Annotated in this window: 11 protein-coding genes; 2 read left to right on the top strand and 9 right to left on the bottom strand. The window is 72.1% G+C overall.

What is annotated here, in order from left to right:
- Positions 1-4 precede the first annotated feature (4 nt).
- From MMF93_RS23515 to MMF93_RS23525, 3 genes are read right to left on the bottom strand one after another with little or no spacing between them, the layout of a single operon-like run.
- Complete coding sequence (locus tag MMF93_RS23515; protein WP_242754563.1) at positions 5-1,243, bottom strand: cytochrome P450; 1,239 nt, start codon at positions 1,241-1,243, stop codon at positions 5-7.
- A complete protein-coding gene (locus MMF93_RS23520) occupies positions 1,240-2,088 on the bottom strand; it encodes a class I SAM-dependent methyltransferase (RefSeq protein WP_242754565.1) in 849 nt (282 codons plus the stop codon). The genes MMF93_RS23515 and MMF93_RS23520 overlap by 4 nt, the downstream gene beginning before the upstream one ends.
- On the bottom strand, positions 2,085-3,167 hold the full coding sequence (locus tag MMF93_RS23525) for an acetylserotonin O-methyltransferase (protein WP_242754567.1): 1,083 nt from the start codon (positions 3,165-3,167) through the stop codon (positions 2,085-2,087). The genes MMF93_RS23520 and MMF93_RS23525 overlap by 4 nt, the downstream gene beginning before the upstream one ends.
- Positions 3,168-3,510: 343 nt before the next feature.
- On the opposite strand from MMF93_RS23525, the gene MMF93_RS23530 reads away from it, so the two are divergent.
- Together MMF93_RS23530 and MMF93_RS23535 are read left to right on the top strand one after the other, a co-directional pair.
- Positions 3,511-3,939: an ester cyclase gene (locus tag MMF93_RS23530; RefSeq protein WP_242754569.1), complete on the top strand. Its 429-nt coding sequence runs from the start codon at positions 3,511-3,513 to the stop codon at positions 3,937-3,939.
- A 276-nt stretch (positions 3,940-4,215) separates the two neighbouring features.
- Positions 4,216-4,641, top strand: a complete 426-nt coding sequence (locus MMF93_RS23535) for a YjdF family protein (RefSeq protein WP_242754571.1) — start codon at positions 4,216-4,218, stop codon at positions 4,639-4,641.
- 1,176 nt (positions 4,642-5,817) lie between these two features.
- Here the strand turns inward: MMF93_RS23535 and MMF93_RS23545 are convergent.
- The 6 genes from MMF93_RS23545 to MMF93_RS23570 form a co-directional block, all read right to left on the bottom strand.
- Complete coding sequence (locus MMF93_RS23545) at positions 5,818-6,480, bottom strand: DUF6875 domain-containing protein (RefSeq protein WP_242754573.1); 663 nt, start codon at positions 6,478-6,480, stop codon at positions 5,818-5,820.
- A gap of 269 nt (positions 6,481-6,749) precedes the next feature.
- Complete coding sequence (locus MMF93_RS23550; protein WP_242754575.1) at positions 6,750-7,391, bottom strand: hemerythrin domain-containing protein; 642 nt, start codon at positions 7,389-7,391, stop codon at positions 6,750-6,752.
- Positions 7,392-7,488: 97 nt separating this feature from the next.
- Positions 7,489-9,327 (bottom strand): acyl-CoA dehydrogenase, encoded by a 1,839-nt coding sequence (locus MMF93_RS23555; protein WP_242754577.1) that lies wholly within the window; start codon positions 9,325-9,327, stop codon positions 7,489-7,491.
- 151 nt (positions 9,328-9,478) lie between these two features.
- A complete protein-coding gene (locus MMF93_RS23560; RefSeq protein ID WP_242754579.1) occupies positions 9,479-10,576 on the bottom strand; it encodes a pyridoxal phosphate-dependent aminotransferase in 1,098 nt (365 codons plus the stop codon).
- 37 nt (positions 10,577-10,613) lie between these two features.
- A complete protein-coding gene (locus tag MMF93_RS23565; RefSeq protein WP_242754581.1) occupies positions 10,614-12,260 on the bottom strand; it encodes an AMP-binding protein in 1,647 nt (548 codons plus the stop codon).
- A gap of 2 nt (positions 12,261-12,262) precedes the next feature.
- Complete coding sequence (locus MMF93_RS23570) at positions 12,263-13,273, bottom strand: acyl-CoA desaturase (protein ID WP_242754582.1); 1,011 nt, start codon at positions 13,271-13,273, stop codon at positions 12,263-12,265.
- Positions 13,274-13,283 lie beyond the last annotated feature (10 nt).

A 13,283-nucleotide genomic window follows, 5' to 3' on the forward strand; every position in this document is an offset into this window, starting at 1 on the left:
GGAACTACCAGCGCACCCACAGCTCGCGTAGCCCACGGACGATCATGCCCGTCTTCCACGCCTTCTCCTCGACAGGCCCCTCCAGGGACAGCCCCGGCAGGACGTCGAGCAGTCCGCGCAGCCCTTCCTGGAGCTCCACCCGGGCGAGCTGGGCGCCGACACACCGGTGCGGTCCGTACCCGAAGGCCAGGTGCTGACCGCACCGGGCGAAGGAGCGGTCGAGGGAGAGGGCGTGGGGGTCCGCGAAGACCTCCTCGTCCCAGTTGGCGGAGCCGAGCACCGGGACGACGGTCTCGCCCTCGCGTACCACGGTGCCGCTCAGCTCCACATCCTGTCGCGCCACCCGGGTGAAGCCGCCGGTCACCAGGGACGGCACGTACCGCAGCAGTTCCTCGACGGCGGCGGGGACGCGCTCGGGGTCCTCGCGCAGTTCCTGCCACAGGTGAGGCCGCCGCAGCAGCGCGTACGTGAAGTTGGCCAGCTGGCCGGCCGTCGTCTCGTAACCGGCCACCAGCAGCCCTCCGGTGAAGACCACCAGCTCCCGCTCGCTGAGCCGGTCGCCCTCGTCCCGCGCCTGTACCAGGGCGGTCAGCAGATCGTCCCCCGGCTGCTCGCGGCGCTGCGCGACCTGCCCGGCCAGGAACCGGGACAGCGCCTCGCGCGAGGAGCCGACCTCCTCCCGGGTGAGGGCCGTGGTGGACAGCAGCGCGTCGCACCACGTGCGGAACCGGCCGCGGTCCTCCTCCCGAATGCCCAGCAGTTCACAGATGACGGTCACCGGCAGCGGCAGCGCGAAGTGGTGCACCAGGTCGGCAGGTCCGCCTGGAGCCGACTCGGCGCTCATCCGCTCCAGCAGCAGCCGCACGTGTTCGCGCACCCGGGGCCGCAGTCGCTCGGTGCGCCGGGCGGTGAACGCCTGGGCGACCAGCCGGCGCAGTCTGCTGTGTTCGGGCGGGTCGGAGACGAAGATCCCGACCGGGGGTGGTGGTACGGGCTCGAACCGCGCCCCGTCCGGGTCACAGGCCGCAGTTCTGCTGAACCTCGGGTCGGCCAGCACCGTTCTGACGTCCGCGTGGCGCGTCACCAGCCACGCCTCACCGCCGAACGGCAACGTCACTCGGAAGACGGGCTCGTCGGCGCGCAGCTCGGTGAATTCCTCGTCGGGCTCGAGACCGACGGCGGTGCGGAAGGGATAGGCGGGGGCGCTTCGTCCCTCGCCGGAGTACGGACAGGAACCTGTCACCCCGCTCTCCTCTCCCGAGCCCCCTCGCCGGGCCCAGCCGCCTCGCCGGGCTCTGCCACCTCGTCAGTTTCCGCCGCCTGGTCCGGCTTGGCCGACCCGGCGGCTGTCGCCGTGAACAGCGCGAAGCTGCCCCGGGTGCGGACGGTGACCCCCTCGAAGTTCCGCTCCAGCACCGTCTGCAGATCCTCGAGACTGTCGCCGGTGTTCTGCAGGATCCCGCGTTCGTTGTGGTTGCGGAGCACCGCACGCGCTGCGCGGCTCTGCCGCACGCCGTGCGCGAGGATGGTGCTGCCGAAGACTGTGCCCCCGGGGCGCACCGCGCGGGCAACGTGCGCCAGCGCCGGCTCCTTCTCCCGCAGGCTGCTGCCGGGCAGACAGTGCAGGACCATGTTCAGCCCCGCCGAGTCGTAACTGCCGTCCGGCACCGGCAGCGGTTCCAGCACATTGGCACGCCGCACCTCGGGTGACAGCCGTGCCAGTCGGCGCGAGGCGTACTCGAGGGTGTGGGAGTTGAGATCGAGCAGCGTCAGCCGCGGCGCGACCGGGCCGGGGAAGCGGCACCGGTCCAGGAAGTAGCCGGTGCCGACCCCCACCTCCAAGTGGCGGCTCGTCGCGTACCGCCGGTAGAGGCCGAGCATCTCGCGCCGTGGGCAGCGCCACACCAGGCTGTTGGTGGCCAGCAGCACGAGCGGATCGTAGATCCGCAACACCCGGTCGGAGTAAACCTCCTGGCCGAGGAGTGTCCGCTGCTCGGCCTCCCGCACCGCAGGCGGCTCCCCGCGGCCTGCGGAGGTCTCGTCCCGGAAGGCGGGGGCCTCGCCGCGGCGTGCGGACCCGGCGCTCACGCCGGCTTGCGCGCGACGACCAGTGTGTCCGTGGCCGCCAGCGGGCGCTCGGTGACGGCTTCGAAGCCGGCCTTCTCCAGCCAGGAGCGGCAGTCGGCGACGGTGTACTCGCTGCCGATCGGGGACACCAGGGCCATACCGAGGCTGCCCAGCATGCTCAGCGGCTTCTCGCAGCGCGCGTCGTCGATCATGCGGTCGAAGACGAACAGGGTGCCGCCCGGCCGCAGACCGGCGAAGGCGCGGTGGGCGAGCTCCTCGCGCTGCTCGAGGTTCCGGCCGTGCAGGATGTGTCCGAAGACGTAGACGTCGGCGTCCGGCAGGGCGTCGGTGACGAAGTCGCCACCCCGCAGTGCGACCCGGCCCGCGATATCGCTCTTCTCGACGCGTTCGGTGAACAGCGGCTCGATCTGCGGCAGGTCGAAGCACACGGCGGTCAGATCGGGGTGTCGCTCGGTCAGCCGCACCGACAGATCGCCGCGGGCGCCGCCCACGTCGACCAGCTTGCGGTAGCCGCTCCAGTCCACGGCCGAGGAGAGGACCTCGGCGATCTCGTCGTTGAAGGTGTCCATGGCGTCCATGAACTTCCGTGCGGCCTCCGGGCGCTGGTACAGGCCCTCGAAGAAGTTGCCGCCCGGCGGGATCTGCGGCTCGCCGGTACGCAGCAGGTCGGTGAGCTTCATCCACAGCGGGTACAGCGAGGCCCCGCCCATCTCCGCGAAGCCGCCCACGTAACGGCCGCGTCCGCGCACCAGGAAGCGGTCGGCGAGCGCGCTGTTCGCGTACCCGTCCGCGCTCCGCTCCAGCAGCCCGAGCGCGACCAGCGCGTCGAGGAAGTCACCGGAGGCCCGGCTGTGCAGGCCGGCCTTGCGCTCGATGGCCGTGCGGTCGGCTGGACCTTCGGTGGCGAGCACGGAGAAGAGGTCCAGCTCCAGGGCGCTCATCAGTACCCGGGAGCGGTAGAAGGCCATGGCCATCTCGATGAGCGGAAGTGCGTCCGCGCTGCGGTCCGCCGTCACGGGGTTCTCCGTGGCCGGGTCCAGGGTCGGGGTCTCCGGTGTTTCCCGGGTGTTCTCACTCAAGGTCTGCTCCGTGTGTGTCTGAGTTCGCCGTGCGGTGTCCTGTGATCACCGAGGGAATGCGAGGCGCGCACTGATCCCGGCTTCCGGGTGGAAGAGCGCGGCGGAATTGCGTATCGCTCACAGAAACTTTCGTGAGGGCCGCCGGGAGTGGTCAAGGTGTCGGCTGCCGGTGCGCGGAAGGAGCGCCGGCGTTGTACGGCCTCCCCGTTTGGCACTGCGGCATACCCGCAGTGCGGTACGGCCATACGACCTGGCTGCGCAACCTCCCCCTCGGTTTACTTGATTCCCGTACTCGATTCCCGCACTCGATTTCCGTAGCGGAAACCGGCGCAAGGAGCCTTCTGTGACGACTGTGCATGCGACCACCGCCAAAAACCTGTGGAACGCGGTGTGGAATGCCGTGGAATCCGGGTCCCTGGAGGACCTCGACCACTTTTTCGCCGACGACGCCGTCTTCCGTACCTCCAGCGCGGAAGGAAAGGGAAGGGAGTACGCGGCAGGTGTCATGGGGCGGCACCGCGCCGCCTATCCGGATCTGCGCCGTGAGGTGCTGGACATCGTGGAGTCAGCGGATGGGACGGCGGTCTGTGTCGAGGTGCTCTTCTCCGGCACCCATCAGGGCACTCTGGTCCACCCGCAGGGCGGGCGGATCGAGCCGACCGGACGCCTGCTGCAGTGGCGCGCGGTGGACAAGGTACGCGTCGAGGACGGCAAGATCCGGGAGTGGAGTGCCCTCTTCGACCGGCTGTCGATGCTGGAGCAGGTCAGCTGACCGCAGTGCCGCGGCGCGCCGGCACGGTGTCCGCCGCGCCGAGGAAGCCGCCGCCCGTACGGCACGGGAACGGACTTAACGCGGTGCGGGGCCGGACGATAAGCTGGAAGCTGGAAATCGACACGGCGGGCGAAAACACAGTCCGGTTGGTAGTCCGGGCGCCGTGCAGCCGGCCGACGGCTGACGGTCAGTAACCTCCCTCCCAGGGTGTCCGGCCCGTCAGCTTCCTTCCCGTGCCTCGCGGCGCGGGGCGCACCACAACCATGGGAGGACGCTATGCCGAGCACGTTCACCGTGTTCTTCGAGGACCCTTTCTGGGTCGGTGTCCTGGAGGTCACCGAGCCGGACGGGGTCCGCGCGGCACGCCATGTCTTCGGCGCCGAGCCGACCAACCCCGAGCTGCTCGACTTCGCGGTCCGCGACTTCGGCGGGCTGCTGGAACAGGCGCTCTCCTCGCCCATCGTCCCACCCGACTCCACGGAGCGCTCCCGGGTCACCAACCCTAAGCGGCTGGCCCGCGCCGCGGCCCGGGAGCAGGGCAAACGCCCGGTCAGTACCGCCGCGCAGGAGGCGCTGGCGCGCGGCTTCGAGGAGTCCAAGGCCGAGAGCCGCGCCGCGGCGAAACGCCGCCGTGCGGCGGAGGACGCGCATCGCCGGGAGCTGGCGCGGGCGAAGGCGAAGCAGCGGCACCGCGGCCGCTGAAGTCTTTCGTTCGGCTCTGGCCGGATCAGGGAGCGGGTTCCGGAGCGTGCTCTCGCAAGGCGGAGAATGAGGTCCCCCTGGCCGAAGCCGGGGGAGCCCGCGTGGGGTGGGGCACCTCTCGGGGCGAGCGAAGCCGGGACCTGGGCGGAAGCGTCCTGACCAGCGATTCCAGGCTCAGCTTCGTGACCTGCGCGGAAGCCGGGGACTTCGCAGGGACTACCCCGTTCCGGGCCGGCCGGAAAAGGGCAGGACTCCATGGCCGTACGGCGCGGCAACGCGCGCGGCCAGTCGCGGCACCGCGAGAGCGGCACCGTGCTGAACCTGGCCACCACCTGGCGGGTGACCGGGGGCCGGGGACGCGGCCACGGAGCGGAACGGGCAGCAGGCACCGCGCAGCCGTCCGGCGCCATGCGCCATGGCGCAGCGGGCCTCGGACGGCCGGGCCTTCGGTGCGCAGCCATCCGGTGGGCGTGCACCCGGCCATGGCCCGCCACTCCCGGGACAGGTGCGCCTGATCGGCGAACCCGGACGCGGCGGCCACGTCCGCCAGAGCGGCCCGGGTGGTGCCGGTGGCCGCGAGCCGGCCTTCGCTCTCCCACAGGGCCGGGGAGCCTCCCAAGCGGGGCCAGGGCCGCCGTGCGCATACGCGGCAGGGCGCCTGCCCCGACACGCGCAGCGTGCGCCAGAGGCCGAGTTCACCGTCGGCCCCGCCACCGCCGACCACCGCCGACCACCGCCGGCCACCGCCGACCGCCGGCTCCGGGCATCTGGGATGTGCACTTCCAGCTCCGCGCCGGCGACTGGCGCACCTCCCGGCGGCTGACGCACCTCCCGGCGGCTGGCGCCTCCGCACTTCCCGGCGGCTGGCGCACTTCGTACCTCCCGGCGGCAGCGCGGCCGCTCCATCGAGGTCCCTCAGCGGCCGCCGCGAGGCTCCCGTTTTCTCCGGTCGGAGTCGTTCAGCTCTTCCGCGCGGTCCCGCCCTTCACCCGGCCTGTCACCCTGACCGCCGGGCCCGCGTGCGGTCGGGCCGGCGCGGCCGGCACCGGCACGGCAGGCACCCGCGTGGAGGGGTGGGGGGTGGCGGTGACAAGTCTGTGGCGTCCACGTCTGCGGGCAGCCGCTCGGTCGTGACGGTGCCGTACGTGGCGCGTTCCCCGTGAGGTGTACCGGCTCTCAGGCCTCGTTCCACCGGTCCCGTGCCGCGGCGAACGTCTCGGCGAACAGCGGGTCGGCGACCGCCCCCTGTTCGTGCCGCTTGCCGTACCGCTGTTCGTAGGCGGCGAACCACTCGGGGTCGGAGTCGAGGAAGAGTACGTCGTGGAGCGCCATCCGGCGCATGGCCAGCATCGGCACCGGGGCCCGGGCGACCTGGAAGTCGGGGTTGCGGGCGGCGCGTTCGTCACAGTGGGGGTGGAACTGGGCCAGCATCAGCCCGCGGTCCACCAGTTCGGGCTTGACCAGCCGGTGTGCCTCGTCGAGCAGGCGGTAGCGCTCTTCGGGGAGGCCGGAGAGGACCAGCACCAGTGTGTGCAGGAAGCGGTTGCGGCCCTCCCAGTCCGTCGCCTCGAAGGCGTCGGCCATCCGGCGCGCCACCTCGACCAGGCCCTCGGCGTCGGTGTCCGGATCGACCTCCCATTCCTCCAGCAGAAAGGTCTGCGCCTTCATCGCGGACTCCACGAACGGGCAGACCGCGCCGTCCCGGTTGGTGCCCTCGTGCGGGCGCATGACGAACTCGTCCACCCATCGGCGCCCCGCCTCCGTCAGCGGCGAGGGCGAGCGGTCCGCCGTGTCCGTTCTCTCGCGTGAGGACGGAAGGTTGGATAGGGGTATTTGCATGGATATTCCTCCTCGATTAAGAACGCACTGAACCGCCGCCCGGCCCGTGCGACAGGGGGTGCGGTCGCGCGGCGACCGGGCGGTCCAGTGGTTCAGTGGTTCAGTTCTGACCGTTCAGTTCAGGCCCGGGGGAGCAGCGCCACCGAACCGGCGCCACCGAACCGGCGCCACCGCACCGGCGCGGTGGCAACGCACCGGCGCGGTGGCCACGCCGGTGCGGCGCACCTGAGTGGTGACTTCCGCGATGGCGTCTCTCCGTGGCCGTGCCGTCAGTAGGTGTCGCCGAACGCGGCGCGCCGGTTCTTCTCCAGCCAGCCGCTGAACAGCCGTCCGATCGGCGCGCCGGGGACGCCGCCGCGCTCCGCAGGGGTTGCCACCGACAGCAGCCAGGCCGGCATGAACCGCAGCGTCCAGCCCGGCGCCGTCTTGCGCATGTGGGTCGCGAAGCCCTTCCAGACGCCCTTGTCGAGGGCGGGGGCCAGCCGCCCCGTCAGCTCGCGCTCCTCGTCCCCGGCGTGCTGGGCGAGCTGCTCGCGCAACGTGTCCGTCTGGGTGGCCAGCTCGGCCGGGGCCGCCTCGTCGCTGCCGAGCCGGCGGCTCGTGGCGTGCCAGACGTGCAGGACCTTGGTGAGGTCCTCGTGCTCGGCGGTCATCAGCGCCAGCGCCTCCTCGTCGGCACCGCGCTCGCGCAGCTTGGGCCAGAGGAAGTCGTCCTCGCCCTCGTGGTGGTGCTCGATGAGCTGGGAGATTCTGTCCACGTAGTCGCGCAGGGCGGTGGCGCGCTCGGCGTTCCCGGCCGGCAGCTCGCGCGCGGCGCGGCCGATGCGCTCCAGGTCGCGCACCATGGCGCGGTGGGCCAGCAGCATCGTCTGGTGTCCCGGGGCGAGTGCGGCGGTCGCAGACTCGGTCACAAGTGGCTCCTTACAGGCTGGGCGGTCGGAGGGACCCTGGGGGTCGGTGCTTCACATACGCCGGGCGCGCGCATCGCGGGCGCCCGGCGCGGGGCGGTCACCAGGCGTCGTCCGGCAGCTCCATCAGGATGCTGTCGTGACGCTCCGCGAGGGCCCGTTCGGTGGTGATCAACGGAAGCACCTCCTGGGCGAAGAACCTGGCCGTCGCTATCTTGCCCAGACGAAAGGCGCGTCCGGCGCCGTTCCGGCCATCCTCGCCCGAATCCAACTGTTCTGCTGCCACGCCGGCCTGACGCAGCAGCAGCCAGCCGAGCAGCAGGTCGCCGGTGGCCATCAGCAGCCGCGTGGTGTTCCGTCCCACCTGGTGGATCGCGGCGGGCTCCTCCAGTGAACGGAGCAGATACGTCCCCAGGGCGTCCGCCATCGCGCGCACCTGCGTCACCGCCTCCGCGAGGAGCGCGCGCTCCGCCGCCAGGGCGCCGCCCGCCTCCTGGCGTGTCTCCTTCTCCACCTCGGTGAGCAGGCCGTCGAGGGCCGCGCCCTGGTCCCGCGCGATCTTGCGGAAGAAGAAGTCCTGCCCCTGGATGGCGGTGGTGCCCTCGTACAGGGTGTCGATCTTGGTGTCGCGGATGTACTGCTCCAGCGGGAAGTCCTTCATGTAGCCCGCACCGCCCAGGATCTGCAGGGCGTGGTTGAGCTGCTCGCAGGCGCGCTCGGAGCTGTAGCCCTTGACGACGGGCAGCAGCAGGTCGTTGCGCGCCGTCGCCTCCTCGTCGGTGCGCCCCTCCGCCTGCGCGGCGGTGATCCGGTCCTGCAGCGTCGCCGTGTAGAGGACCAGGGCGCGCAGCCCCTCCGCGTACCCCTTCTGGAGCAGCAGGGAGCGCCGTACCTCGGGGTGCCGGGTAATGGGCACCTTGGGCGCTGAGCGGTCACCGAGTGCGGTCAGGTCGGTGCCCTGGATCCGCTCCTTCGCGTACTCGACCGCGTTGAGGTATCCGGTGGACAAGGTGGCCGCGGACTTGGTGCCGACGATCATCCGGGCCTGCTCGATGATCTGGAACATCTGCCGGATGCCGTTGTGCTCCTCGCCGAGCAGCATGCCGACGGCCGGCTCCTCGGCCCCGAAGGTGAGTTCGCAGGTGGCCGAGGCCTTGAGGCCCATCTTGTCCTCGAGCGCGGTGGCGTGCACCCCGTTGCGCGCCCCCAGCCTGCCGGCCGCGGGGTCGGCGATCCGGAACTTCGGCACCAGGAACAGCGACAGCCCCTTGGTGCCGGGCCCGTGCCCGTCGGGGCGGGCGAGCACGAAGTGAACGATGTTCTCGGCCAGGTCGTGCTCGCCTGAGGTGATGAACCGCTTGACGCCCTCCAGGTGCCACGTCCCGTCCGGCTGCTTGCGCGCCCTGGTCCGGCAGGCCCCCACGTCGCTGCCCGCCTCGGGTTCGGTCAGCACCATCGTGGCGCCCCACTGCCGGTCGACCATCAGCTGGGCGAGCCGCTGTTGTTCCTCGGTGCCGAGGCGGTCGAGGACCCGCGCGAAGCCGGTGAACCCCTGGTAGAGGTAGAGCGCCGGGTTGGCGCCCAGGGCCAGCTCCGCCACCGCCCAGCGCAGTGACGGCGGCGCGTCGGCCCCGCCGAGCGACGCCGGCAGGTCGAGCAGGTGCCAGCCGCCGTCCGTCCAGGCCCGGTAGGCGCGTTTGAAGGAGTCGGGCAGCGTGACGGAGCGGGCCCGGGGGTCGTGGACCGGCGGGGTGCGGTCCGCCGCGACGGAGGCGTCCGCCAGCTGGTGTACGGCCAGGCGTTCGACCTCGGCCAGCACCGCGCGTGCGGTGTCCTGGCCGGTCCCGGCGAACGCCCCCGTGCCGTACACGTCGCTACGCCCCAGCACATCGAAGAGGGTGAACTCCAGGTCCCGCAGGTTCGACTTGTAGTGGCCCATGGCCTCCGGCTGTTCCTTCCGTAAGAGATGTCGGCCCGGCGCCCCGTCCCGGCTCCGGCCCCGGCTCCGGCCCCGGCTCCGGCCCCGGCTCCGGCTCCGGCCCCGGCCCCGGCTCCGGCCCCGGGCCGGCGGTGGCCGGCACCGGGGTGGATCAGTGGCGGCCGAGCATGTGGGCGAGGGCCGCGGCGAGGCGCTCGACCTCCGCCTCCGTGCCGACCGAGACGCGCAGCCGTCCGGGCAGCCCGAGGAGGGTCAGATCGCGGACGAGGATGTGGTGTTCCTCGGCGAGCCGGGCCGCGAAGCGGGTGCTGTCACCGGGTTCGGCGCCCTGCCCCGGGACCTCGACCATCACGAAGTTCGCCGCCGAGGGGGAGTGGCCGAGGCCCAGCGAGTCCAGGGTCTTGCACAGCAGCTCCCTCACCCGGGCGTTGTCTGCCCGCACCCGGTCCAGGTGGGCGGGGGCCTCCAGGGCGCGCAGCACGGCGCGCTGGGCCGGGCGGTTGACGTTGAAGGGCAGTGCCCTCGCGGTCGCGGTGATCTGTTCCACCAGCTGAGGCGGGCCGAGGGCGAGACCCGCCCGCACCGAGGCGAGCCCCCACGCCTTGGAGAAGGTGCGGGTCACCAGTACCCGACGCCCCTCGCGCACCGCTGCGAGCGCGAACTCGTGCGCGGGGCCCGCGAAGTCGAGGTACGCCTCGTCGAAGACGAGCACGGTGCCGCTGGACTCGGCGGCGTCGATCAGCTCGGTGACCTCGTCGCGGTCCAGCAGCGCCCCGGTCGGGTTGAGCGGGTTGCAGACGAAGGCGAGGGCGGCGCCCTGCCGCACGGCGGCCGTGAGGCCGGCGACCGGGAGGGCCGCGCCCGCCAGCGGAACGACGTGCGTGGGCGCGCCCACGGCCGCCGCCGAGGTCACGTAGCCGGGGAAGGTGGAGTCGGTGGTGACGACGCGGCTGCCGGGCTCGCGCAGGAACGTCATCGAGGCCAGCAGCACCAGCTCGTCGGTGCCGTTGCCGATGGCGATCATCTCCGGGGTGACACGGAAGTGCTCGGCCAGGCGCTCCCGCAGGAGACCGCACTCGCTGTCCGGGTAGCGGTTGAGGTGCTGTGCCGCCTCCGTGTGCACGGCCTCGACGGTGCCGGGCGGCGGGCCGTACGGGTTCTCGTTGAGGTGGAGGCGCAGGTAGTCCTCCCGGCCGATGATCTCGGTGGCGGTGAAGAAGCCCGGCTGTGCCGGGCGGCCCTGGAGCATGGGGTGTCCCTCTCTCGAACGGTGGCTCAGGGGCGGGTCAGCCCAGGGGAATCCGGGCGAGGGTCTTGAGTGCGCCCCCGTCCGGTCCCAGGGCGGCCCGGCAGCGGAAGCGCTGGATCTTCCCGCTGGGGGTCCGGGGCAGGTGGCCGCGCTCCACGAAGACGCACTCGGCGAGCGCGAGGCCCGACTTCTCCCGGGCGACGGTGGCGGCCCGGTCGGCGATCACGCGGAAGTCGTCGCTGCGGCGCCTGGGTTCGAGCAGCAGGACCAGCCGGGAGATGCCGCCTTCGGCCACGTCCACCAGGGCCGAGCAGCCCTCGCGGACCGGGCCGAGCGCTTCGACGGCCGATTCGATCTCGCTCGTGTACACGTTGCGCCCGCCCACCGAGATCAGGTCGTCGGCACGGCCCACGAAGTACACCTCGCCCTGGTGGACGAAGCCCAGGTCGCCGGTGTGCAGCACGCCGTCCCTGAACCGCTCGGCCGTGCGTGCGGGGTCCCCGAGGTAGCCGGAGGCCAGACTCGGGGAGGAGACCAGCAGCTGCGAGACCCGGCCCGGCTCCTGTGTGGTCACCGTGACCCCGGGCAGCGGCGGGCCGTTGGAGACCAGCCGGGTGGCGCCTGGGGTGTCCTCGGCGACCTCGACGATCTCCCCGTCCCGCAGCGCCGCCCCGTCGAAACTGCGGGCGACCGGGTGCGCTCCCGTCGGGCTGCTGGCGACCGCCAGCGTCGCCTCGGCCATGCCGTACGCGGGCATGAACGCGGCCCGGCTCAGGCCCGAGGGACCGAACGCGGTCATGGCCGTCTCCAGCGTCGCCGCGTCCACCCGCTCGGCGCCCACCACGAAGACCTTCAGGGCGAGCGGGTTCGGCAGCGGGGTGCGGCCCTGCGCCCGGGCGGCCAGGTACAGGGCGGTGTTCGTGCCCGCGGACATGGTGGCGCCGAAGTCGGACATGTCCCGGAACCAGGTGCGCGGCGCCATCCCGAAGCGCTCGGGGGAGGAGAGGACGAAGTCGTAGTCGAACGCCCAGGCGTTCAGCAGCGTTCCGAAGACGCCCATGTCGTGGGAGAGCGGCAGCCAGGAGACGATCGTCTCGGCACCGACGCGCCCGTCCGCCAGGTCGTAGAGCATGTGCAGGTGGGTGGCGATGGCGCGGGAGGTGAGGGCGCACCCCTTGGGCAGGCTCGTGCTGCCGGACGAGTACTGGACGAAGGCGATGTCCTGCGGCCCCGGCGGCGACGGGTCCAGGTGCCCGCCGCCGTACAGCGAGGTCCAGGTGCGGACCGGGAACCGCGCGGTCAGCCCGGCCGGCACCAGCGGCAGTAGCGACTCGTCCGTCAGCAGCAGCGCCGCGTCGAGCCGTTCGGTCAGCCGCGTCAACTGGCCCCCGTACTCCTCGGGGGTCTGTCCCCGGGCCGGCAGCGGGAAGGAGGCGACGGCGCCGCCGGCCAGCCAGACCGCGAGCAGCCCGCGCACGGTGTGCGCCGAGTTGGTGAGGACGGTGGCGACCCGCGTCCCCGGCCGCACGCCCGCCGCGCGGAGTGCGGCCGCCATGCCGTGGGCCTCCCGTACGACCTGGCGCCACGGGGTGTGCCCGAAGCCCTCGCCGTCCCAGTGGTGCAGGACCCCCTTCGACTCGTCGCGCAGCAGCAGGTCCCACAGTTCGGTGCCGGTGGCTGCCATGGCTACTCCACGTCCACGAGGGAGACGTCGGAACCGTCGCGCGAGCGGTCCGCCATGGGGGCGATGCGCTGCTGGGCGACGAGCAGCTCCTGCCGGTCGAGCTTGGCGCCGTCGACCCGGCTGATCCCGGCCTCGCGCATCGTCATCCGCTCCGGGTCGATCCGGATGACCTTCCAGGCCAGCCGGGTGCGCTCCAGGCTCCAGATGAAGACGGCCGACAGGTCGACCTCGTACCACTTCATCCCGTGCCGCGCGGAGCGCGGGAAGGCGTGGTGGTTGTTGTGCCAGGCCTCACCGAAGGACGGCACGGCCAGCCAGGCGACGTTGCGAGACTCGTCGGTGGTGGTGAACCGCCGGCGGCCGAAGTAGTGGCCGATGGAGTTCACCGCGTACGTCATGTGGTTGATCAGGAAGATCCGCACCAGACCGCCCCACAGCACGCCGGTCAGCAGCGCCTGGAGCGAGCCGCCGGTGATCGCGAAGGCCAGCAGGCCGGGCAGCAGGATGCCGGCGGCGACGACGAGGACGAACTTCTCGCTGAGCCAGCGCAGCGGCTTCTCCCGCACCAGGTCGGGGCAGTAGCGGATGGGGTCGGACTTGAGGCCCTCGTCGAAGAGCCAGCCCAGGTGCGCGTGCCACATCCCGGCGATCGCGCCCTTGAAGCCGGGCTCGAAGCCGAGGTGCGGGCTGTGCGGGTCGCCCTCCTTGTCGGCGACCCGGTGGTGCTTGCGGTGGTGGGCCGCCCAGATGATCGGCGGGCCCTGTCCCGCCATCACCCCGGCGGTGGCGAGCGCGACGCGGATGGGCTTGTACGTCTCGAAGGCGCGGTGCGTCAGCATCCGGTGGTAGCCGGTGGAGATGCCGAGGCCGGAGATGGCGTACATGATCAGCGTGACCAGCACGTCGGTCCAGCCGAAGATGTGGTTCCAGGCCAGCACCATGGCCGCGCCGAGTGCGAGCAGCGGTAGCAGTGACGCGACGAGCATGTACCAGCGGTGTTCTCTGCCGTCCATATCCCTGTTG

The organism is Streptomyces tubbatahanensis (assembly GCF_022699385.1).
GTDB classification, from domain to species: Bacteria; Actinomycetota; Actinomycetes; order Streptomycetales; family Streptomycetaceae; genus Streptomyces; species Streptomyces diacarni.